Origin of the sequence: Proteus genomosp. 4 str. ATCC 51469 (assembly GCF_003144375.1) — a bacterium.
In the GTDB taxonomy this organism is placed as follows: Bacteria; Pseudomonadota; Gammaproteobacteria; order Enterobacterales; family Enterobacteriaceae; genus Proteus.
On sequence record NZ_PENV01000004.1, the window covers coordinates 227,808 to 252,143 of the forward strand.

A 24,336-nucleotide genomic window follows, 5' to 3' on the forward strand; every position below is an offset into this window, starting at 1 on the left:
TCATTATGCGCCTTATTACAAATCACAAAAAAACAGAAAAAAATTGTAATAAATACATTATCTCTTCGCATAATGGATTACTTACATTTCAATTTAAAAGAATATCTCAAGCTATTGCTACTATTATTATTGTTGGAGCAACAGCGAATTATTCCATTGCAAATGACTATTTTAGTCCAAATTCATTAAGTATTATTGATGGGCAGAACATTGCAGATATAGAAAGCCTTGAGCAATTTTCCAAACCAGGAGGGCAATTAGCTGGAAATTATCACGTCGATATTATTATTAATAATATTGTTGTTGATGCAAAAAATATTACATTTATTAGTAATGAAAAAACAGGTCAATTAATGCCTGTATTAAAAAAAGAAGATTTAAATGATTGGGGTATCAAAGTTGATTCTATTTCTGATTTGGCTTCATTAGCACCAACACATGAAATTACTGATATCAGCGATTATATTGCTGATGCAAAAACAGAATTAGCATTAAATCAGCAAAAATTAATGTTTTCTATCCCCCAAATTGCGATGGAAAAAATAGTGCCGGGAACAATTCCAAGTAGTAAATGGGAAAATGGGTTACCAGCATTCGTTTTAAATTACTACTATAGCGGTTCAAATAACTGGAGCCGCACAGGAGGTCAAGACACTAATAATCACTATGTAAACTTTCGCAGTAGTGCAAATTTAGGCCCTTGGCGCTTAAAAAACTATTCAACTTTTAGCGAAAGTTCAGCAGGTAGAGAGTGGAAAAGCATCGAAACGAGCCTAGAGAGAGGGATTAATAGCCTAAAATCACAATTAATTATGGGTGATACCTCAACACCAAGTGACGTATTTGACAGCTTTCAATTTCGAGGCATTCAATTACAAAGTGATGAGGCAATGTTACCAAGCTCAATGCGTGGTTTTGCTCCCGTGATCCGTGGTATTGCACAAAGTAATGCAGAAATTACCATCAAACAAAATAATTATGTAATTTACCAAGCTTATGTCGCGCCAGGTGCTTTTGAAATTGATGATCTCTATTCAACAGGAACTAGCGGTGACTTAACGGTGCTAATTAAAGAAGCGGATGGTACAGAGCGCTCTTTTGTTGTGCCATTTTCATCAATTGCCATTATGCAACGTGAGGGGCAATTAAAATATTCACTCACAGGGGGAAAATTTAAATCTAATGCTGACAACGCCAAAGAGCCAGAATTTGTGCAAGGTACGGCCATTTATGGTTTACCTAAAGGTGTTACAGGTTATACAGGCGTATTGCTCTCAAAAGATCATCAATCTTATGTTGCTGGTGTTGGTGTTAACTTAGGCAGTTTAGGGGCGTTTTCAACAGATATTACACATGCGAATACTCAAAACTTAGCAGGTAAAAATAATAATAGTGGGCAGTCTTATCGCTTCCAATATTCTAAAAATATGATGACAACGGGAACCTCTGTCACATTGGCTAATTATCGCTATTCAACAGAAGGTTATTACAGCTTTACTGAAGCCAATAACCATTACAACGATGAGTTACATCATGACAATAAAAAGAATCGCTTTCAAATAACATTGAGCCAGTCTTTAAATGACTACGGCAGTATTTATTTTTCTACCTATCAGCAAGATTATTGGGATCGTTCAGGAAAAGAGCGCTCCATAAGCTCTGGTTATAGTAATAATATGGGCGGAATTTCTTATAATTTAAATTATAGCTATTCAAGCACACCTAATCAGCGTAAGTCAGATAATCGATTTGCGTTCTCTGTTTCTATACCTCTGGATAGCATGGCGGGAAGTTACACGTCATTAAACAGCAGTGTAACAACAGATAATAACGGTAATGCTGACATGATGGCCGGTATTAGTGGCAGTTTGCTTGAGAACAATAACCTAAATTATTCAGTCCAGCAGTCTTATGGCAATAAAGAAAATAATGCTAGTGGTAATGCATCTGCTTCTTATCGCGCAAGTTATGGTGTCGCTAATGTAGGCTATGGTTATGACAAACATTCACAACGAGCTAATTATGGATTAACAGGTGCTGTGGTTGCTCATCCTTATGGCGTGACGCTGTCACAACCTATTTATGATTCATTCGCCATTGTTAGAGCGCCAGATGCCAAAAATGTGCAAATTCAAAATCGCACAGGCGTTTCCACCGATTGGCGAGGCTATGCCATCGTACCTTATTTAAACGCATATTCTAAGAATGAAATTACATTAGATATCAGCTCATTACCTGACAACGTTGAATTAAAGAATAATACCGTCACGCTTATCCCAACGAAGGGAGCCGCTATGCTTGCTGATTATCAAACTCATGTGGGATATCGCGTGTTATTTACTGTTATTAACAACGGTAAACCTGTTCCATTTGGTGCTTTAGCTCAATTATCACAACAAACCAATGAACAAGAGGTAAGTACAGGTATTGCCGATGAGAATGGGGATGTCTATCTCAGTGGAATGCCAGAGAAAGGACAACTTACCGTGTCATGGGGCAAAAACACGCAAGATCAATGTATTGCAGATTATCATTTAACGGCAGAGCAATTAAAACAGCATTTGCCAACCTTAACTGTCAATTGCCGTTAATTAAGAGGATCTTCATTATGAATATTAAACAATTTATTATTGCTACTTCTTTAACCTTGTTTTCATCTCAGGCATTAAGTGATGGTACTTTTTACCTCGGTATTAATAGTTTTATTATTGATGATATAGCTCAAAAACAACCATCAGGCTCTCTTTTAGGTAATGGTTGGCAAACATTCAGCGCAAGCTCTGATGAAAATTTATGCGAGGCGTTTACACCGGGTAAATATAACTATGTAACGAAGATCACAACAAATTTATCAGGTATTTCTGCAATACGCGAAGATTCACAATCTTATCCTGTTTTTAAAACCAACATAGATGGCATCGGTTATATCATGGGATATCGTCAACAAGGAACATCACAGTGGTATCCCATTACTTCTGCTGAAACCTATCGTGAGACGAAAGATAATACCGTAAAGCTTTATTTAGAAATGAAAATTGCCTTTGTAAAGACGGTATCTGGCGAAATAAATAAAAGTACATCTAATAGAATAAATTTAGAATCATTAAACTTTCAATGTACTCGAGGAACAACATCTTTGGTTATGGGGGTGGGTTTAATTGTACGAAGTTCACCTGCTGTGACGTGGAAAGAGAGCAGTTGTGAAGTAAAAACCAAACGTGAAACCGTTGATTTAGGGACTCATGAGCTGGCGGCAATACGCAAATTGGGTATTGGTGATAATTTTGGTTATGCACAACAATCAATGACGGTTGAATGCCCTGAAAATATGATTGTTGATTACACGATTGCTGATAATAACAACCCAAATAATATTGGCTCAGATATTATCTATTTAGAAAATCAGAGCAATAACCCCGGTTTTGGTGTGCAGATGTTTGAATCAGGAAGCTCTGAAGCTTTAAAACTCGGTGGCGATAGAAAAACACCGGGTAATTATCAATATTCTTTTGCGAAAACAACCAATAAGAAAGAAGTGATAAATAAAGATTTTGATTTTAAATACGTAAAATTATCTGACAATGTCAAGGCGTCTGATGGCAATGCTAAAGTCACTGTAACGTTAGTTTATCGCTAATTTAGAAGGAACTATCGTGAAAAATAAATCAATTTTAAAAAAGAGTGTTATTCAGTGCATTTTATCCGCATTAGTATTCTTTTCTTTCTCTGTCTTTGCTAGCGATAGCGTTAAAGTCAATTATACGGGTTCGATAAAAGCGGCGGCTTGTAGCATTGAAACAAATAATTTAAATGTCGAATTAGGTACTTGGTTATTAACAGGAAATGGCAATAATTTCTCTGCGGGCAGTACAACTGATTGGGTTGAATTTGAATTAGTCTTTAATTGTAAAATGCAAAGTAGTCAAGTGGTAGGTTCATTACAAGGAGCACCTGCATCAGATAAAAACTTATTTAAGCTTGACGATATCGCCAATGCTGCCTCAGGAATGGCTATTCAAATTGAAGCCTATTCTCCAGAGCGCAACCACTGGGAAGCTAAAAATGCCAATGAGTTAAGTGTGTTATTAAGCTCGAAAGAAGTTGCCAATGGTATTAATAAATTGAAATTAAGAGCTCGTTATAAACAGTTAGAAAATACGGCAACACCGGGCAAAGCCAATGCTTCAATTACCTTTGTTGTGCAAAGTAATTAAGGAATAATGATGAAACCAATCCAATCCATAATCCTTTTTGTCTCTTCGTTATTATTTTCTTCACAAGTAATAAGTTATGACACCTTATTTGATATTAAAGGAAAGGTGCAAGCTAGTACCTGCATATTAGAGTCATCAAAAATCAAAGAGGTTAACCTTGGGCATATTTCCTTAAGTAACAACGGATTTGGCGAACAGATACATTCAACAAGCGAAAAAATAGACTGGAATATAACCCTAGAGTGTCCTGAAGGTTTGCCCGTTATTTTAAATCCTAGAGGAACTGCCTTTTCTGGCGACAATACTGTTTTGGCATTAAATCCTTCATCTGATAATGCCAAAGGAGTTGGTGTTGAAACACAATACAGTGTAAATGGCAGTAATTGGTCTACATTAGAATTAAATAAACGTAATACCGTGATTAGCGCTACCCAAAGTGAAGGTGAAGTAACTTTAAATTTTAGGGGTTATTACAAACAAATGGAAAAAGACGTTTTTCCTGGGACAGCAAATGCTACATTAGATCTTGAAATTGTTTACCAATAAAACGTTTATTAAGCTAAGTCATTAAGTTAATTTAATAAATTTTAATGATTAATTACTTCTTACGCGAGAAAATGAGCAATTATTCCAAAAATATAATTATTATTACCTCATGTTTATTAAATTAAATGATTAAAGTAATAGCAGTTATTTTTACTACATAATCCATCCATTAAAAATAGAAATATATTATATAAATTATATTTTTATAGCGCTGGAAATAAAAATGAAAGAATTTAATAAGTATAAAAAAACATTGAATGAAATTGACTACTATGTGTATGCTCTTTGTGAGGTAAATGGAACTCGCCGTATACCATTTTACATAGGGAAAGGGAAAAATTCTCGCTGTCTTACCCACATTGCTGAAGCCGAAAAAATGAAGGAAAATGGCGATGAATTAGATGAAAAAACACAAAAAATCATTGAATTACAAAAAAACAATATGCTTGGTATCGATATCTTATGTCATGGGATTAGTAACTCAGATAGTGCATATATGGTCGAACGAACTTGCTTAGATTTAATTGGTATTGACCTTTTGACTAATAAAATTAATGGAAAAAGCAGTAGCAATAATGAAACCAACAAAAGACAAGGTAGGTTAACAATAGAAGAAATACAATCCATTTATTCACGTGAAGATGTTGATGTTTCACCTGAACACAGTGGTTTAGTTTTTATTTTAAATAAACTTTATAAATTTGGTATGACTGATCTTCAATTATTCGAGGCAACCAGAGGTGTGTGGCATAATCCACCAAGAAATGATGAATCTGTAAAGTATGCTTATGCTACATATAATAATATTGTTAAGGAAGTATACGAAATTCACGGATGGGTAAAAGCTGGAACACAAGAATACTTTACTCGTACAATAAAGCTACCTAGTGAACGTTGGGAATTTATAGGTCGAAAAGCACCTCAGGATATTCGCGATCGCTATGTTGGAAAAATAATCAATTATAACCGTAGTTATAGTAGTCCATTTGTCAGAGTCGGAAAAAACAACTAATTTCAGATTAAGAATAAAATAGAAACATAAATAGTAATTTATATTTCTATTTTTGCTAGCCATTCACAATCCAACACCGTTATCGATTTGCTCTTTAATTTAATCGCCTTAATACTGACTAAATGAGCTAAAGCGCGGTTTAATTGTCTGGTTGAGATCCCAAGCATTGCCGCTAATGAGTCTCTTTTTTCTAATTGAAAAGAGACTCCTTCTTGTTGTGTTTTAAAAAATAAATATCGGCGTAGTTTAAATTCTGAAGAATAGGGTGACTGAGAGTGTCTTAATGAAGATTGATAAAGTTTTTGGCTTAATTGCTGACAAATAAAGGTGAGAAAATTAGCATCTTGTAATGCTTTTTGTCTGATTATGGAAAGAGGTAACGCTAATAAATAGGAAGGAACTAAGGCTTGTACGGTGCTAAAGATCATTTCATCTTTAGCTGAAAACAGTTCTAAATCACCAATAACACAGAAAGCTTGTTCAAAAGAAAAGACCACATGCTCACCGTTTATTTCATAGCGTTCAATTTGTAATACTTGATTTAGCTGCTGATGAGGCCCGTTTTCCTTTAGATAATCATATCACTGCTTTTGATTATGTTAAAAAAGCAGGGGGTAATTTAATTGCTCATGCAGGAGAAGCAAAAGGTGCTGAAAGTGTCACAGAAACATTGGATAAACTGCATGTTACTCGAATTGGTCATGGTGTAAGAAGTATTGAGGATAGCGAAGTTATTAATAGGCTTAAATCTCAAAATATATTATTAGAGGTTTGTCCAAGCTGTAATATTATCTGCAATATCTATGAGCAAATAGGCCAACATCCCGTTAATCAGCTAAAAAAGCAGGGCGTTAAATTAAATATTAATACCGACGCACGAACGGTTGCCAATACTTCATTAAATAAAGAATATCAATTATTACATGATATTTTTGGTTGGCGCGAAAAAGACTTTCAGCAATGTAATATCGATGCTCTTAATGCCAGTTTTATTTCAGATGATATTCGTAAAAAGCTAATGGATAAGCTTTGCTACGTTCACAAAAAATAGCGATCCACACATAATAATCACCAAAGAGAACACTTTATTTTTAAAGTGTTCTCTTTGCTTTTAAGCAAAACTACTTATTTATCAGATTGTGATTATTCAATCTAGATAAAACAATGTGATATAAAACATAAGAACGGTGAAATCTAATCACATCCTTCCTGTTTTAAGAATAATTACATTCAATAAGTAAAAATAATTGCTGACTATGTTGATATAACCATTATCAATGTAAGGATACATCATGTCAGAAAAACGGTGTCATAAAATTGATAGCTTAGTTAACCTTACTCAACCTTATGCTGTTGATAGTTTTGATGATGCTCTTTTTACTGCATCTATGGATGAAGCAGATATCTGGCATCGTCAATATAATGCTAATTATCAATCGCTATGGCAAAAAATGCCTCAACCCGTTATCCCCGTTAATTTATTTAAAACCATGGATTTAGCGACACCAACACATCGCAATGGCATTTGGCTAAATAGCTCAGGAACGGGACAACAAGGAAAAACGCAAGTTTTCTTTGATGATGTCAGCCTAAAGCGCATTGAAACGGCAATGACACAGATTTTCTATCACAATAGCTTAATATCCACAAACCCAGCCCATTTTCTGATGTTATCACCCGATCCTCAATCTGGCGATCATGCTGGTTTTGCCACTGCTTTCTTAAAATTTACCCAATGCGCACCGATTAAAGAGCTTGTTTTTACGGTATCAGAACAAGGCCAATTTGATACAAAACTAGCATGGTCAACATTACAGCGTTGGGCGAGTGATCCGGCTCCTATTTATATTCTTGGGTTAACACTTTTCTTTGAGCACTTATGTTTAAGCCGACCAGAACCCTTCACGCTGTTATCGCCGATTAAAGGCTTAACGGGCGGAGGATGGAAAGGGATGACAAAACAACTTGAACGACCTGATATTATCCAAAGATTAAAAGAAACCTTACATGCTCCTAATGTTGATATTCGTGATATTTATGGCATGACAGAGCATCCTCTACACTACATTAGTTGTAGTGAAGGACATTTCCACATTCCAGCTTATTCTCGCTTTGCCATTATTGATGAAACGGGTGATCGGGCACCAGAAGGTAAAACAGGATTTATTCAACTTGAGAATCCTTTTTTTGATTCTCTGCCTTCTCAACGCCTGTTAACTCAAGATTTAGGAATATGGGGAACACAATGCGCTTGTGGTCATTCTTTACCCTATATTCATTATATTGGAAGAGCTACTTCACCAGAGGGCACTTGCGCTGCACAGATAAAATGATAGAAGCTATACTTGTTCGTTTAGCAAACATTAAACTGTGTTTAATACACTGCCTTAATGAAAACTGGTTATTTTCTGATGATGTTTTGACGCAAAAATTCTGCCTTGAACGTCTGAAACAATGGGCTTATAGCGATGTATTAGCACAAAAAGTGGCTAACGAATTAGGAAATAAAAACTGGCGAGCGCCCAATAAATTATTAATTGTAGTCTCTGAAAAAGATCCCCTTGGTACATTAGAAGCCTTACTTGCAGGCTATTTAATTGGTAGTCCCATCAGAATAAAAGCACGATTATCAACACAATGGCTTTATCCATTACGGACATATTTAGGCTTAAATGAAAATCAGTGTGAAATTCTAAATTGGTCGAGTGAAAATCAAAACGATGAGCTTGTTCTTGAAGGTATCGAGGCCATTTTATTAGCGGGTGGTGATGCGCTTATTCAGCATTATCGCCAAATAACACCAGCACATATTAAATTAATTGAGTTAGGCCCCAAAATAAGTGGGATGGCTATTTTGGGTGATTCATTACCTGATATTTCTTTGGTGTTAAATGATGTTTGCTTGTTTAGACAGCAGGTTTGTAGTTCACCTCGTTTTATTTTATTAGAAAATAAAACCTGTGCAGAACAACTCTATCAGCAACTTTCTATCGCATTGCCCTCATTATCGCCATTGCCTGATGATCTAAAACTTCAACAAATGGCACAAGCGCATGAGTATTCACTGTCTCGTGAGCGGCTCAATAATGAAAAACCAACACACTATGATGCAAAATCAGGCTGGGCAGTCACTTATCACACTCAATTTAGGCCTCAATATTGGCTTAACTTTGGCTTTCAATTGATTGTTGGCTCTGTGGATCATCATTTGCAATTAGCCCAAAAAGAGTGGTTTGCACGCTTACAAACGCTTGCTTATCACGGCGATCTCTCTTCACTTTCACTGCAAAATTACTGTTTCACTCGTTATTGCCCAATTGGCACGATGCATTCTCGCCCAATGACAGCAACGCATGACGGCTTTTTTATATTGGCTGCACTGGTGTTCTTTGTGAATAAAGAAGGATAACAACATTGAATAAACGGAAAATATTTATCACAGGTGCTAGTGGATTTATTGGCTCTTACTTATTAGCCAAACTTGCAGAACTTGGTGATGAATTAACGATATTATGTCGCGAACCCCGTAAAAACCATCCTTATCGTCCAGCATTACCCAACGGTATTAAGGTGGTGAAAGGCGATTTATTGCAACCGAATACCTACCGAGAAGCGCTGATTGGGCAAGATATCATTATTCATTTAGCCGCTGATTATCGAGTCGGCATTGCGCCGACACGTTCAGAACATCAAAAAATGTATCAAACCAATGTCACTGGCACATTAAATTTGCTAGATGAAGCCCAAAAAGCACAAATCTCTCAGATTTTATATACCAGCACAACAGCAGCATTAGGAGAAACAAAGGGGCTATTGCTTGATGAAACTCATCGTCACAATGGTTATTTTCGCAGTTATTATGAAGAAACCAAGCAAATTGCTCACGTATTCGTTGAACACCACCAGCAACAAGGTATGCCGATAAAAATTGCGATTTGTGGGGGTGTTTTTGGACAAGGTGATAACAGCGTTTTAGCCCAAACGTTATCTGCTTTTTTTAATAAAAAAATTCCTTTTCAAATCAGTACAAACAGCACATTTCAACTCTGTCATGTTGAACGACTTTGTGACGGATTATTACGATTACTGGCCTTAGATAAACCACAAGAAACTGTTCTTTTTACAGGTGATGTTTTTTCTATGCCTGAAATTTTCACACTATTAAGTGAAATACAAAAAATACCCTCATTACCGATAAAAGATCGCCGTAGTTTGCGGCCATTAGCATGGTTGATGGATAGACTCTCTATGCTAGGTCTAACCATGCCACTTTCTTGTGAAGCACTACGTATTATGGATGGTAGCACTTATACCTATTCATCTTATAAGGCAGAACAACTATTAGGATGGACAGCTGGAGAGCCATTAACTGAATTTAAGGATTATATCTGCAGCATTGCTCATCAACAGACGTTGATAAATAAGGAGCAAAAATGAAGCCAAGGACACTAACCAGCCCATGGGGAACGGTTTCACTCTCACTTGAAACTGAGCAACTATTAAATATCAAGGGTGATACAGATAATGCGGTTTTCTATGGTCAAGGTTATGGTGCAGCTTATTTGCGATTGTGGCAATTAGACTTATCACGCCGAGTTGCCAGTGGTCGCTTAAGTGAAGTCATGGGAAATGGCGCCCTTAGAACAGACATTTTTCAACGTCGATTAGGATTAGTAGAGTTAGCCAAAATTGCAGAACTTAACGATAAAAACGCACTGTCAGATAGTTGGCAGGCGACTCAATTTCAACATATCACTGCATATATTGCAGGTATTAACCAAGCTATTAATGATTTAAAGATCAGACCTATTGAATGTTTATTATTGCGTTATCAACCTGAGAAATTTACTACGACAGATAGCTATCTCTTAGGGCAATTGAAATACTTTATTAACTCAGCTTGGCAATATGAGTTATTTAATACCCGCTTAGCGAATCGACTAACAACATCTCAACATCAACAACTTTTATCTACCTTTAGCCTTGAAGGCAATCAAATTCCACCATTACCTTTAAACGAGCAGGGGGAATATCACTCTGAAGTGATTGCAGCGTTTAAAGAAGGACTAAAAGGCCTACAGCACTTAGGACTGGCTTCACCTGATACGGGATCTAACGTGATTGCAGTGAATGGCTTGTTTACCGAATCTGGTAAACCGATGTTAGCTGCTGATCCGCATATGGGACATGTTAATCCTAGTTTTAATCTGTTATGTCGGTTAAAAAGCGATGAAGGATTAAGCGTAATGGGTTCACATTTTCCAGGATCACCGGGCATTATTGTGGGACGTAATGCCTATGCGGCGTGGGGGATGGTTGGCATTATGGCGGATAACCAAGATTTATATTTGGGACGTATTGATTTAGAAAATGAAAAGGTTGAAACCACACAGGGATGGGAACCTTTAGTAAAAAGAACACATAGCATTGGTTTATCTTCAAAACGCCAACAGAGCTTTGTGACTTATGAGTATTCACAAGGTCGATTGATGTCAGAAAAGGAGGGCTATGGTTTATTTCTACGCTGGCCCGCATTAGATGATCCAAGTGGTGATATTACTTTTTATCAGCTCGCAAAATGTCATAACTGGGCATCATTTAGAGAAGCTTTAAAGCATGTAAAAAATTCCCCCATGATGGTGGGATATGCAGATATTCACGGCGATATTGGCTTACAGAGTATGGGGTATATTCCTAAGCGTCATCGTGAAATTGGCAGTTTAATACTGAGCCTAACGGAACCATCGCATCAATGGCAAGGTTATGTTCCTTTTGATGATTTACCCACCGAATATAACCCTGAACGGGGATATGTTCTTTATGCCAATCAATATAGCGAATCTCTTTTTAATGGGAAACCTGCGCTATCTAATCGCTGGCATCCACCAACAAGAGCATTGCGTATTGAAGCGCTTATTCAGCAAACAAAAAAACACACTGTTGAGACATTTTGCCAACTTCAAGATGATAAAAAAGATGTTTTTGCTCAACAGGCACTCGCTTTTTTGCTCCCTTATGTGCCTGAAGATAAAATCCTTTCTCAGTGGGATGGCGATACTCAACAATTAAATGCCTCACGATTTTTTGATGTGTGGTTCCAACATCTTACTGACAAGGTATTAGGCAAGGTATTAAAAAGAGGATCACGCGCACTGTATACGGATTTTTGGCCAAGTTGTCGCTGGAGTATTTTGAATATTTTGCAACATCATCTACAAAGTTGGCAGTTTGAAGAAAAAGAGCTCCCCATATTAATTCGTGAAACCTATGCCAGTGCATTAATTGCCAGTCAAAAAATGGAACGCCCTTATGTTGAATTCCAACATAGTATCAAAAAGCCATTGTGGCTTAATCGTCTATTAACTGGACGTTATTTCTATCAAGGTGGTAATCGTGAAACTGTTCACGCGACACGACAAAATGCAGATTTCTTAACGCAATCTCAAATTGGGAATAATGATACCATTAAAATCAAGCCATATACATTTGGTCCCGGTTTTAAACTGATTTCCTCTTTAACGCCACAAGGCGAATGCCATTATTTAATTAATACACCGGCAAAAGGCCATCCTTTCTGCTGGTCACTACGTCATGTTTTGAAATGCTGGCAAACAGGTATTCGACAAAAAACCACTTTGCCGCTTCGTGAAAATAATCATCATTGTAATGATCAGAAGGAATAACTCATGGTAAGAATGAAGCAATGGCAACAAACAGGGAACCCAGCGCGCTTATGGCACCCAATTTCAAATAATCGCATTCAATGTGAGCTTTGCCCACGAGCCTGTAAAATTAATTTAGGTCGCACAGGAACTTGCAAACTAAGACGCAATGAGAATGGCAGTTTAGTGACGCTAAACTACGGTAAATCGGTACCCATGACACAAGAGTCGATAGAAACCGAAGCGGTTTATCATTATGCACCCGGTGAACGTATTTTATCGTTAGGTAATATTGGCTGTATGTTACGTTGTGATTTTTGCCAAAACTGGAGCACCAGCCAAGCTCGTTATGTACAAGACAGCAGTGTGGCGTATTACAGCCCTGAAGATGTGGTCAATTATGCGTTAAAACATAATATTCGTGTTTTGTCGTGGACTTATAATGATCCGATTGTTTGGCATGAGTTTGTCATGGACACAGCGAAGCTTGCTCGTGAACATGGCTTAAAAAATCTGTACAAAAGTGCATTTTACATCAGCGAAAAAGCCATTGATGAATTACTAGGTGTAATGGATATCTTTAGTATTTCATTAAAATCAATGCAAGATAGTTTTTATCGTAAGCATACAGGAGGGCGTTTACAGCCCGTTCTTGACGGTATTAAACAAGTCTATGATGCACGCAAATCTACAAATAGTCCGCATCTTGAAGTCTCTAACTTATGCGTGACGGGACGTAATGACTCACTAGAAGAAGCAAAAAAAGTCACAGATTGGATGCTTAAATATCTTGATGCAGATATTCCTTTGCACTATGTTCGTTTCCATCCTGATTACCAATATCGACACGTTGAACGCACATCAATTCCTTTTTTAGAGCAAGCTCGCCAGCAAGCCTTAAACGAAGGTATGCGTTATGTTTATGTCGGAAATGTGTTTGATACAGACAGCGCAAACTCTTATTGTCCTGAATGCCATGCCTTATTAGTTAAGCGAAGTGGATTAATTGCACAATCTCACTTAGATAATGGGCAATGTCCTCATTGTCATTTTCAGCCGTCCATTATTTTGCCTTGGGCTAGATCTAATACTGACAAATTATCAGAACATATCCCTGATGATTTTATCTGTATTACCCATCCTTTCCGTGGTCCTGTTCAGGCTTGCCATATTGAACAAAAAAATGATTCGCCTATTTATTATCAATTTATTACAAAACAAGGTGAGCCTATTGGTCCAATCAGCACCAACAGTTGCCATCGCTTTATGTTGTCTAAAAGTAGCCCTAAAGCAGAGGGGCTCCGCCTTTATCATCACCAAAATGAACCTTGCCAACTATTTGAGGTTTACGATCGTGCTCACTTTCCTGTTACTGAGGCCGAAAAAACGCATCTTGGTAGCGAGAATGTGCCGATCACTCTTATTCCATTAAAAGGACGCTAAAAATATGCCACTCAATAGAGGATGGTCATTAATCCGTGCTCAGCTTATTGCGGCCCAAATTCGTAAAGCGCAACTCGATGATAAAATACCCAATCTTCCTATTATCTATTTACCAGGAATTTTAGGCACTAAGCTTTTTGATAGACAAAAGCAGGCATTTATTTGGGGTGATCATCGTAGTGTCTTTACAAAAAGTGATTATGAATATGAACATCCCAACGCTCAACATTCACCTCGCGTATTAGCCACCGAGCAATTGCATGCCTTTTCGATTGTCCCTTATTTAGTTAGCACACTTGTCACTCAAGAGCTTAAAGATGTACTTGAAACCGCATTGGGTTATCGTGAAGGGCAAGATCTATTTTTCCTTGCTCATGATTGGAGAGCCGATCATCGATTGCTGGTGGATACTATTGATAGAGAAGTTAATCGATTAAAAACGATTTTTGGCGAGAGCCAGCCTTTTATTTTTATTGCACAATCCGCGTCTAACCTCGCAATACGCTATTGGTTACGTCATACCACACCAGAAAATAGAGCGTTAGTGGCGAAATGGTATGCCTTTGGCCCACCTTGGCACGGTACATTCCAAGCGTTATCAATGATGGAGACTGGCTATTATGCCGGAAGTGGTTATCTTCATGGCTTTTCATCCGATGATGTCTGCGGTTGTCCTTTTGTATACCAACTTTTACCGCCTAATCCTGTGGTTATGGATAGCTACGGTAGAGCATTAAGTGATTTTGATATCTATGATGAGACATGTTGGGAACGCTACCGATTAGGCCCTTATAAAACATCAATCAGTTCAGCACAGAATCAACGGGTAAGAGAGGCTTTGGCACAAAATCTACAATGTGCTAAACGCTTTACTGATGCGGTTTCAGGAATTAATGCTGATGAACAATCCGTGCCACAAGTGTGGTATTTGAGTGATAACAATATCACGTTAAAAGCAGCTATTTATGGGAGAGAGCGCTGGTATTTACAAGCCAAAGATATTAAACGTGAATTTCCACAATTAGTTACTCAGGCATTAACTGTCGGAGACGATCACTTGCCTTTAGAAGGATTATTGCAACATTGGCGCGCTCCTATCGTCCGTGATCGTTATCAACACCCTTGGGGGAAAAGTTTTGCCTTTATCAGCCAAGCGTCAACACATCGTGCATTAATAAATCATTCACCTAATTTAAGAAGCTTGGCATTTGATATTGCCACCGAAAGAAGAAAAGTTCGTTAATCAGCTTATTTCTCTCACTCTTATTTTTCTCACTCTAACAAGGATTGTTTTCATCATTTAGTGAATGGTTTGTAAACAAATTAAGCATATTCCTAGGAAGTTGAGCATACAATTTAACCTAGAAGATGATAACCTCAAATAGGTTAACAATTTGATATATCATTAAATTTATCTTTTAGTTTAAGGAGTGAAAATGCAAAGAAAGACGCTGGCGTTGCTACTGTTGGGCAGTTCTACACTTTTGCTTTCAGGTTGCAACTCAACAACTGGAGCATGGGATAAATTCACCACAATTTTATCGAATACTGCACCTTTTATAAAAGAATCCCAAGAGTGGGAAGCGTATAGCGTAAAAACAACTCAACAAGGTGTTGTTTATAGCGCAGCGAATGCCTCAGATAAGCAATTTGTAAGCAACAAAATGGATACAGAGTATGTAGCTGCAATTGCACGTCTTTCAAATCCTTTTGCTATAGGGGAAGACGCTAAGGAAGAACTTGCTAAAGAGAATCAAGGTTATCGTTTTAAATATAATGACATCGTGACAGTAAAGGATAAAAAGACCTCAACAACACTCGGCTATTGCGTAAATTATGATTCGGATAGAGTGATTGACGGTAAATTAAAAGAAGTCAGTGAAGAAGATAAAATTCGAAAATCTTTTATTTATATTGCTAAAGATAAACCTGTCTCTGTAGCTACTGTAAGTGCTGATTTTACCAAATTAATGTGTGGTGAAAAATTTTATAACAAAAACAAAATGTAGTTATTAGAAAACCTAAAATACTTAAACATAACAATAAATTAAATTATAAAATCCCTTTTAATTTGAATTTAATTAAAAGGGTTGAGCCACAAAATAAAAGAACTCATAATAAATCCCACCCATCGTTAGACTTTTAATTGATACATAAAAATATGACATCACATATAAATGGAATTATCGATAGCATTCGTAAAGCTATACAATGCTCAACACAAGGTATGATTGGCCGTGAACAACTTGCTGAGTTAGTTGTTTTAGCTGCCGTTGCTCAGGAGCATTTGCTAGTTATTGGCCCTCCAGGGACGGCCAAAAGTGCTGTTGTACGTAGAGTTTCTCAAACATTGGGTGGGCGATATTTCGAATATCTTTTAGGGCGCTTTACCGAACCTTCTGAGCTATTTGGGGCGGTTGATCTCAAAAAACTCAAAGAAGGTAAAGTTGAAACCGATATCACAGGAATGTTACCTGAAGCAGATATCGTGTTTCTTGATGAAGTCTTTCTAGGATCGACTGCGATTTTAAACACCTTATTAGGTATTTTAAATGAACGCCGATTTAAACGTGGTCATACCGATATTATTAGTCCATTAAAAGTGTGTATTGGTGCTGCTAATAGTTTGCCTGATGATCCGAACCTTGCCGCATTCTCAGATCGCTTTCTTATTCATCTTTTTATAGATCCTGTACCCGATCACCAATTAGAAGCCATGCTTGAAGGGGGATGGGCCTCAAGTTTGACTCCACTTTCAGTGCAACTCGATATTATGCGATTAAATGAACTACACCTTGCAGTGAAAAATGTCGATTTAACACAAGTCAGACCGTTAATTGCGAATGCTGTGCGTTCATTAAGAAATGCAGGGATCACGCTTTCAGATAGACGTATTGTGCGTGTTCAGCGTCTTATTGCAGCCGCAACCGTACTCAATAATCGAGAGATTGCGACAGAGCAAGATCTCTGGCCTTTACTGTATGTACTGCCTACTGAAGATGCGCAACAACAAGGACGTGAAATCTTACGAGAAGAACTTTCACTTTCAATGAATTCTCGGTTATTTAGCTCCGTAGAAGAAGCAACATTGCAACCTCAATCTCGCATGAACCGTTTAATTGAAAGAGCAACAGATGTTCTAAATGCACAACCTGTTTCTAAAGCGGATATTGAACTGACGTTACGAGAAATAGATGCGAATTTTTCGACAGAGATGTTAAGTGAAGAGCTTGCCACATTACGTACCCAATTAGCGATACAGTTTAGTCACTTATTATGAGCCTAACATTTCCACTGACTTGGCAACCTAATGCAACGCCCACTAAACCACAAGGGGTGTTTGCAACAGGTGTAACGGCTAAACAGCTTATTGAGCGCATTATTCATTTACCTGATGTTCAGCAACAACGGCTAAAAGTGATCACCAGTCAACATCGGCTTATTGTGTTAGGAAAACAGACTGATTTACCTTGGGCTGAAAATATAACGCTGATCGCACCGTCTACTGAAATAGCAAAATTATGGCTCCCTATACATCAACAGCTTTTATTACCTAATGGGCTGGTGGAGCAAGCCTTAGTGCAACATTTTAAACGCCAACCACTATTACTTTTACCATCACCTCAAACGGTGATCCCTTTAGATAATCAGTGGACGTTAACACCAACGCTACGGGATACACTCACCCAATTGTGTTTTGAGTGAAATATAATGTGATACAAGGATCGGTTTATCATCATGTCATTACCCACAACACAACCCACCACGTTGCCCAAAGCGCTACAACCTTGGCAAACTTGGCTTAGCTGGTTAGATCCTGAATTAATTCCTGCCTTTTCTGATCTATTACAACGTCTAAGTCGTGTATTAGGCCCTGTACAGGGAAAGCAACTCGGTGGTTTACCTGAGCAAGATGGTATAGGGCAAATACAGCGTAAAGGGGATTATCAAAACCTGCTACTTAGTGAATGGTTAATGGCTGATGAAGTGCCTGATGAATTTATGAGACGTGCCATTAATGCAGAACATCTCTTTTTGGCACCAAACTATAAATCCCAACAATCTTTAAATCAGATCACCGTACTTTTTGATACGGGAATTTCTCAACTGGGTGAATGTCGTTTAGTTCATATTGCATTGCTTATCTTATTGGCTCAACGAGCAGAAAAGGTGGGTTGCACATTAATGTGGGGAACGTTGCAATCAATCATTCCATTAATGCCGTTAAACAGCATTAATGATCTATACGAATTATTGACACGTCGGACTTATTCGCCTGTTTTAAACGAAAATATCACACATTGGCAAAATGTTATTGCTGAAGATATGGATGCGCAGAGTGGTGAGATTTGGTTAATCACAGGGAGTAATCAACAACCGATGTTGAAACAAATTGCATCTAGCCATTATATCGAATTAACTGGGGATGATTGTTTTAATAAAACCATTGGTGTGAATATTCGGACTCCTCATTTTCAACGCCATATTGTATTACCAACACCACCTAGAGCACTCAGCGCACAAATATTAAAAGGGCAAATAAGACCGCCTTCAGTGCAAAATACACATCAACATGAACACAAAATATCACTGATGTTTTCACCCGTTATCTCATTTCATGGTAGTGCGGTTGGTGTCACTTTATTAGGTAAACCCGGATTAGTGGTTATTAAAATCCCACCGCTCAATAGATTAAATCCAAACAATTCGCTTAAAAAACCGTTTGTATACCAAATATATCCTGATGATCACACTATTTTAGCGTTACAGTGTCACGGAAAAAAGGTAGGTGCATTACTTTCCAATAACAATGGCCTCTATTTTTGGCAATTACCCAAACTTTCTTATATACCTCGACCTTCCGATGAAGAGTTCTCTGCGGGTATTGGCCGAGGTAATACGCTTACCAGTGCTTATTTATTTAATCGAGAATATACCAGTTTATTTGTTCATGATAGAGCAAGGCGGTTAGTCGCTTTCTCATCCAATATTTATGCTGAAGAAAAAAATGGTTTTAAGATTGTTGAAGAGAAAGTCCTTGGCATAGAGAAAATAGCAGACAACCTACTTGTGTATATTTATCTCAATGGCAGTAGTGAATTAGTCCAAATGGTCACGGGTGCAGACTTTTCTCAAAAGAAATACCAACATCGACTCTATTTTACTCAATTTATTTCCTATCAAAGAGCTGTCTTATTTGCTTATCGCCATAAATATACTGATGGTTCTAAATCCGTATCTTGCGCTATTTCGTTAGGTGCTAATCGACAAAGTTGGCATGTTTATAATATGGAAATTGATGAGGTTTATGGCTATCAAATAGATTTACCTCAAGGATGGCAAGGAATAGGGCTTTTTTATCCAATACTCGATGGCTCCTCAGAAGAAGATTTAACCACCTTAAATATTTTGATGCTCAGCTCAAACAAACGAAATATTGCCAGTTATTCAAAAGGCGAAATAGAAATCTTATATCGTGCAGATAATCCGTTTACATGTTACTCATTTAGCCCTTCTAAAGGCCTGTTTGCTGCATTAACGGATCATGCACAAGTCGTTGTTTATGATGTATACCAAAAACAATTACGCCTAAATCTGTATACCATTGCACAAGAAGGTGATATCCAAAATGCATAACGACTATATTCGTCATCCTATGTTATCTGGCTATCGCCAAATTGAAGGTTTATGGCTACCTAACGACTGGTTTAATGAAACGCAACGACTGACTTATTTAATGAAACATTGGCACACTCACTGTCGTATTTATCAATTTGAACAAGGGGATATTCTCTGTTTTGCAGAAATAAAGTCTCTCGATTGTGCCTCTATTGAAGGATGGCCTTTGATTCGTTATGGAAAACTTTATAGCACCGCACCTTTAGATAATGATGAAATAAAAAAACTTCCTTCTTATACAGATATTGCATTAGTTCGTAATGGTGTTGTAACAACGCTTCTATTTTCACAAGCTAAGCCATTATCACTTGCTGATTATATTGATATCAGCGCGGTTATTTTTGAAGAGACTGATAACTACGCCAACCTTTATGAAATAACACCTCAAACCTTGTCAGAAGAGAAAAATATTAGAACTGTTATTGGCGACAACATTCCACAGGCAGATGATAAACAAAAACAATTTATAAAAACGGTATTTGCAAATACTTCGTCATCATCTCAAGCACAGACACCTCGCGTAAAAACGTCATTATCGCTAACCCAGAAAATTATTAATAAATTTCTGACACCTTCAAATCATGAAGCTATGCGTTATTCGCCTGAAAGAATAACTCAATTATCCCCATGGCAACGCTGGTTAAATAAACTCTCAGTAAAAAGTGGCTTAGCGTCTGTAATGAGTAAACAGCAGGCTGATTACATTAAAAAAATGATGAAAATGTTTGAAGAGGATAATGTCAATCAAGCACTGCGACACGGCATTCCACTGAGTAAATCTCAAGAGAACCAAGAAGCAACGCCTTCACCTTATTTGGGGAGATTGAAAGGGCGAAATAAACTGGAAATATCTGCAGATCAACAAGGGCATAAAAGCCTTTATCTTGGTGATGAGCTTCAAACTTATTTAAAACAACTTTATCGTCAACAATTTATTAAACTAGATAAAGCAGGGCGTAATGAAGAAGCATTATTTGTTCTTGCTGAATTATTACAAGAAAAAGAGGAAGCACTCAGTTATTTAGAACGCTTTCAACGCTATCAACAAGCTGCTGAATTAGCTCGATTATGGGCAATGCCACCGGCTTATATTATTCGTCTATACTCTTTAGCGGGCGATATGGATTCAGCAGTTATATATGCTCGTTTACATCATGCATTTTCGTTTATGATCTCACAGTTACAAGATACTCATCCGGATATTGCTAATAAAATGCGCGAAGAATGGGCTGAATATCTTATTGCTTGTGAAGACTATTTACAGGCTATTGACATTATCTGGGAATTAAACAATGAGGACAGCCGCAATAAAGCCAAGCATTGGTTAGAAATAGCGTATCAAGCTGGTGGAGAGTTAAGCCTACAAAGCCTAGTAAAGTGGTCATATTTATTACCAGAGTCTTTTCATCAGCACCAAGATGATATTAAAAAGACGATTAATGATCCTAACGCTTCTATTTCGCGCGCTATTTTAGCTAGAGCATTATTGGCTTTACCCAAACAAACCAAATTAACTGAACAACTAATTAATCAATTAATTCGACCTATTATTGTTGATCAATATGGTATTAATTCAGTATTAGAAAAAAAAGAAGTTAGCCAGCTTATTCATAAAAGCACGAATAAATTATTTAAAGTCGATATCCCTCATACTGAGATCCCTGAGCCTAAACGTTATTCTTTAGATGCACAAAACCACTTTATTTCTGCCACTATTCCAGAACAAGGGCTTTCTGCTATCTATGATGTCGTTGCCTTAAATGATCACCAATATCTTATCGCATTAGGCGAGTCGGGTGTGTTATTAACAGATATAGCAGGAAAGCGAATTTGGCATCAATTAACACCAACTTATCATATTGTTATCGCAGAAAATAACCAAAGTGCTTTGTTATTAGCACCAAGAGGTGATTATTTCCAAATTAGTTCATTAGCCATCACTACACAGTTTATCCAAGAGCTTGGTACACTAAAATGTACTACTTTCACCCGCAACTTTGATGGTGTTTTTTGGACTATTGCAATTCTCGATACTGTTCAAGTTGTTGATATTAAAAACAACTTTAAAATAGTTTGGAATGTAGATACCTTGAATGGTGATGTTGTCGAGCTTCTTCGCCACAATGACTCTGAGTATTGGCTAATTAATAGTGAACCCAAAGAGCGTTGGTCGTATATTTTACCCAACCGCTGGTTAACTCAGCGAGAAAGCCTGCCTCATCATTTAAATGAGGGATTAAAATATGATCTGATGTCTAACTCATATTATGGTGTAAAGCATGATAAATGCGTGCTCACATCAGCAAATTCACACTATACCCAACGTTTACAGCTGCCTAATACTCAATCTATTGAAGAACAGCAATCTTTTCATTTAACGTCAAGAACAGCGAAACTAATTGATTGGCAAAAAGATGAATTAACGATCTTTCGTTTATACAATAATAAAAATCACTGTAGCTTTGAATTAAAGTGGCCGACAAAATTTACACCCAGTTATCGTCATGAGTTTAACCAGTGGTATTTTTTCGATAATACAGGGCGTTTAGTGCATTTTAATTGGGATAATGGACGAGTAAATACATTGAGTTTGCTTTGAAAATAAAGACCAACCAAAAGAAGAATATTATTTTTTATTCTTCTTTTAAAAGCGCCACAATGGTATTTCTTAACCAATTAAGCGCATTGTCATTATCACTACGTTGATGCCAGATCATCTGAAATTCTAATTCGGGAATATCAATGGGAGGGGCAAATATAGAAAATTTCTGGCGCATATCTTGAGGGATCGCTTTTTCAGCAATAGTTAATATTAAATCGGTATTTTCTAATAATTGAGGAGCAATTTGCCAATAAGGTACTGTAACCGCAATGTGGCGTTGTTGATGTATTAATTGAAGTTGATGGTCTATTTCATTGGCATCAAACGGTTTCATACTGACTAAAATATGGGGTGATAACAACCATTCTGTTAGATTTATTGTTTTTTCGGGATACACCGTTTTATCGACCACACTGACCATTTTATCGGTAAAAATAGATTTTGAACGTAATGTATTATCGAAAATATTAAACACCCCAAATGCTAAATCTAAACTTCCTTCATTTAGCTTACTTTGCATTTCTTCTCGGCTACTGTGCCAAATTTTTAAATCAACATCAGGTGCATGAGTATGTAAATAATGAATTAACTTGGTTGAAATTAGCATTGCACCATAATCAGACATCGCAATATTAAATCGTCTTTTACAATCCTTCGGCTGAAAGTCTTGTTGTGCAATAAGATTATCGAGTTGTTCCAATGCTTGAGTCAGCGGTTGAGATTATTTCTGCTTTAATTGAACAAGTTGGTTGGTTTGGTATGAGCCAAAACTCTATCCCATTGAGTAAGATTTTAGGGATTGGTTTGGTTATTTTAGGGGTTTTATGTGTCCAGTTCTCACGAAAATAAGACTAAGTTAGTGCAGATCTCTATAAACGTTGTACGCTATTAGTAATAAAATAGCCCTTTATTAAATTGCTCTTGAATTTGAAGCGGCATTTCTCATTTCAATGATTATCAAAGTGTTGTGTCTTTTTTATAAATACACTTAGCATAAATCACTAAAGGAGAGCACTAATGATTGCCGTGATATTCGAAGTAAAAATCAAACCTGGAAAACAGGATCGTTATTTATCTTTAGCAGCCGATTTAAAACCATTACTAACAGATGTTGAGGGGTTTATTTCAATAGAGCGTTTTCAAAGTTTATCAACCGAAGGAAAATTATTATCACTTTCTTGGTGGGAAAATGAAGAGGCTGTTTTACAATGGAAGAAAAATATTTCACATAAAAGTGCGCAAAAAGAAGGTCGAGAGTCTATTTTCGATTTCTATAAAATTAGTATTGCTTCTTTGGCCCGCGAATATTCATTTGATACAGAAAGTCTGTAATTAAATAGACTCCCGATCTTGCTACAATAACGTTATTACACCATTCATGACATGCTACTAAAAGGCTCAAATTTTAAATGGCTAAATCTGAGATAAAATCGGAATATCAGCACACGGTAGAATCCGCAATAGCTACTGTTGGTGCAGCGATATCTGATATTTCTAGAGTCAAAATACTTTGTGCATTGATGGATGGAAGGGCGTGGACAGCTACTGAGTTGGGTGTTGTGGCTGATATTTCTGCTTCTACAGCCAGTAGCCATTTATCAAAATTACTGAATAGTGGTCTAATTTCTGTAATATCCCAAGGTAAATATCGTTATTTCCGATTAGCTAACGATGAAATTGCAAAAGTTATTGAAAAATTAATGAGCTTTTCAACTGACCATATTTCACAAGCAAAAATCACAACGCCGAAGAATCTAAGAAAAGCAAGAACTTGTTATAATCATTTAGCAGGTGAAGTGGCCGTTAATATTTATGATTCTCTTTGCCAGCAAAAATGGATAACAGAAGACGGCCGTGCTATTACAACGCTAGGTATTGAGCGATTTAAAAATATGGGTATTGAATTTCAAGAAAAGCATTCACACAATATTTGCTGTCCATGTTTGGATTGGAGTGAACGTCGTTTTCATTTGGGTGGGAAAATTGGTACTGCTTTTCTTCATTATGCAGAAGCGCAAGCGTGGTTAACACGACATCAAGGATATAGAGAAGTGACTATCAGCGAGAAAGGTTATAAAGCGTTGATGTTCTACTTTAATATAAAAAAGGAATAACGCGAATTTGAGTTATAAAACAAAAAACCGGCTTTCACTAATAATAAAAAGCCGGTAGCTTAAT

At 37.0% G+C, this 24,336-nt stretch carries 22 protein-coding genes; 20 read left to right on the forward strand and 2 right to left on the reverse strand.

What is annotated here, in order from left to right; translation table 11 throughout:
- Positions 1–5 precede the first annotated feature (5 nt).
- The 5 genes from DK866_RS06725 to DK866_RS06745 all read left to right on the forward strand — a co-directional run bounded on the left by DK866_RS06725 (position 6) and on the right by DK866_RS06745 (position 5,772).
- Positions 6–2,591, forward strand: a complete 2,586-nt coding sequence (locus DK866_RS06725) for a fimbria/pilus outer membrane usher protein (RefSeq protein WP_109408264.1) — start codon at positions 6–8, stop codon at positions 2,589–2,591.
- Positions 2,592–2,608: 17 nt separating this feature from the next.
- The gene (locus tag DK866_RS06730; protein WP_162556984.1) at positions 2,609–3,637 is read left to right on the forward strand and encodes a fimbrial protein; all 1,029 of its coding nucleotides are present in this window, start codon (positions 2,609–2,611) and stop codon (positions 3,635–3,637) included.
- A gap of 16 nt (positions 3,638–3,653) precedes the next feature.
- Positions 3,654–4,214, forward strand: a complete 561-nt coding sequence (locus tag DK866_RS06735) for a fimbrial protein (RefSeq protein WP_162556985.1) — start codon at positions 3,654–3,656, stop codon at positions 4,212–4,214.
- Between the two features lie 9 nt (positions 4,215–4,223).
- Positions 4,224–4,760 (forward strand): fimbrial protein, encoded by a 537-nt coding sequence (locus DK866_RS06740; protein ID WP_162556986.1) that lies wholly within the window; start codon positions 4,224–4,226, stop codon positions 4,758–4,760.
- A gap of 223 nt (positions 4,761–4,983) precedes the next feature.
- The gene (locus tag DK866_RS06745) at positions 4,984–5,772 is read left to right on the forward strand and encodes an LEM-3-like GIY-YIG domain-containing protein (protein ID WP_109408267.1); all 789 of its coding nucleotides are present in this window, start codon (positions 4,984–4,986) and stop codon (positions 5,770–5,772) included.
- 38 nt (positions 5,773–5,810) lie between these two features.
- Here the strand turns inward: DK866_RS06745 and DK866_RS06750 are convergent, their stop codons facing one another.
- Complete coding sequence (locus DK866_RS06750) at positions 5,811–6,269, reverse strand: Crp/Fnr family transcriptional regulator (RefSeq protein ID WP_109408268.1); 459 nt, start codon at positions 6,267–6,269, stop codon at positions 5,811–5,813.
- A gap of 35 nt (positions 6,270–6,304) precedes the next feature.
- On the opposite strand from DK866_RS06750, the gene DK866_RS06755 reads away from it, so the two are divergent.
- The 12 genes from DK866_RS06755 (at position 6,305) to DK866_RS06810 (ending at position 22,155) form a co-directional block, all read left to right on the forward strand.
- Positions 6,305–6,823 carry a hypothetical protein gene (locus DK866_RS06755; RefSeq protein WP_109408269.1) on the forward strand — a complete coding sequence of 173 codons (519 nt, stop codon included), beginning with the start codon at positions 6,305–6,307 and terminating at the stop codon, positions 6,821–6,823.
- A 241-nt stretch (positions 6,824–7,064) separates the two neighbouring features.
- Complete coding sequence (locus DK866_RS06760) at positions 7,065–8,105, forward strand: hypothetical protein (protein ID WP_109408270.1); 1,041 nt, start codon at positions 7,065–7,067, stop codon at positions 8,103–8,105.
- Entirely contained in the window at positions 8,102–9,181 is a 1,080-nt protein-coding gene (locus DK866_RS06765) for an acyl-CoA reductase (protein ID WP_109408271.1), read from the forward strand. Before DK866_RS06760 ends, DK866_RS06765 begins: the two co-directional genes overlap by 4 nt.
- A gap of 5 nt (positions 9,182–9,186) precedes the next feature.
- Complete coding sequence (locus tag DK866_RS06770) at positions 9,187–10,209, forward strand: NAD-dependent epimerase/dehydratase family protein (protein WP_109408272.1); 1,023 nt, start codon at positions 9,187–9,189, stop codon at positions 10,207–10,209.
- Positions 10,206–12,455: a penicillin acylase family protein gene (locus DK866_RS06775; RefSeq protein ID WP_109408273.1), complete on the forward strand. Its 2,250-nt coding sequence runs from the start codon at positions 10,206–10,208 to the stop codon at positions 12,453–12,455. Before DK866_RS06770 ends, DK866_RS06775 begins: the two co-directional genes overlap by 4 nt.
- 3 nt (positions 12,456–12,458) lie before the next feature.
- The gene (amrS, locus tag DK866_RS06780; protein ID WP_109408274.1) at positions 12,459–13,877 is read left to right on the forward strand and encodes an AmmeMemoRadiSam system radical SAM enzyme; all 1,419 of its coding nucleotides are present in this window, start codon (positions 12,459–12,461) and stop codon (positions 13,875–13,877) included.
- Positions 13,878–13,881: 4 nt separating this feature from the next.
- Positions 13,882–15,120, forward strand: coding sequence for a lipase/acyltransferase domain-containing protein (locus tag DK866_RS06785; RefSeq protein WP_109408275.1), 1,239 nt, complete (start codon positions 13,882–13,884; stop codon positions 15,118–15,120).
- 193 nt (positions 15,121–15,313) lie between these two features.
- Positions 15,314–15,886 (forward strand): hypothetical protein, encoded by a 573-nt coding sequence (locus DK866_RS06790; protein ID WP_109408276.1) that lies wholly within the window; start codon positions 15,314–15,316, stop codon positions 15,884–15,886.
- Between the two features lie 152 nt (positions 15,887–16,038).
- A complete protein-coding gene (locus tag DK866_RS06795) occupies positions 16,039–17,157 on the forward strand; it encodes an AAA family ATPase (protein WP_109408277.1) in 1,119 nt (372 codons plus the stop codon).
- The gene (locus DK866_RS06800; protein ID WP_109408278.1) at positions 17,154–17,582 is read left to right on the forward strand and encodes a hypothetical protein; all 429 of its coding nucleotides are present in this window, start codon (positions 17,154–17,156) and stop codon (positions 17,580–17,582) included. The genes DK866_RS06795 and DK866_RS06800 overlap by 4 nt, the downstream gene beginning before the upstream one ends.
- Before the next feature lie 33 nt (positions 17,583–17,615).
- Complete coding sequence (locus tag DK866_RS06805) at positions 17,616–19,514, forward strand: hypothetical protein (RefSeq protein ID WP_109408279.1); 1,899 nt, start codon at positions 17,616–17,618, stop codon at positions 19,512–19,514.
- Complete coding sequence (locus DK866_RS06810; RefSeq protein WP_109408280.1) at positions 19,507–22,155, forward strand: bpX6 domain-containing protein; 2,649 nt, start codon at positions 19,507–19,509, stop codon at positions 22,153–22,155. The genes DK866_RS06805 and DK866_RS06810 overlap by 8 nt, the downstream gene beginning before the upstream one ends.
- Positions 22,156–22,189: 34 nt before the next feature.
- Here DK866_RS06810 and DK866_RS06815 read toward each other — a convergent pair whose 3' ends face one another.
- Entirely contained in the window at positions 22,190–22,858 is a 669-nt protein-coding gene (locus DK866_RS06815) for a LysR substrate-binding domain-containing protein (RefSeq protein WP_244179660.1), read from the reverse strand.
- Between DK866_RS06815 and DK866_RS06820 the strand changes: the two genes are divergently transcribed.
- The 3 genes from DK866_RS06820 (at position 22,858) to DK866_RS06830 (ending at position 24,272) form a co-directional block, all read left to right on the forward strand.
- On the forward strand, positions 22,858–23,007 hold the full coding sequence (locus DK866_RS06820; protein WP_244179661.1) for a DMT family transporter: 150 nt from the start codon (positions 22,858–22,860) through the stop codon (positions 23,005–23,007). The two genes, DK866_RS06815 and DK866_RS06820, sit on opposite strands and share 1 nt — an antisense overlap.
- Positions 23,008–23,175: 168 nt before the next feature.
- Positions 23,176–23,490, forward strand: a complete 315-nt coding sequence (locus tag DK866_RS06825; protein ID WP_109408282.1) for an antibiotic biosynthesis monooxygenase family protein — start codon at positions 23,176–23,178, stop codon at positions 23,488–23,490.
- A 77-nt stretch (positions 23,491–23,567) separates the two neighbouring features.
- Positions 23,568–24,272: an ArsR/SmtB family transcription factor gene (locus DK866_RS06830; protein WP_109408283.1), complete on the forward strand. Its 705-nt coding sequence runs from the start codon at positions 23,568–23,570 to the stop codon at positions 24,270–24,272.
- Positions 24,273–24,336 lie beyond the last annotated feature (64 nt).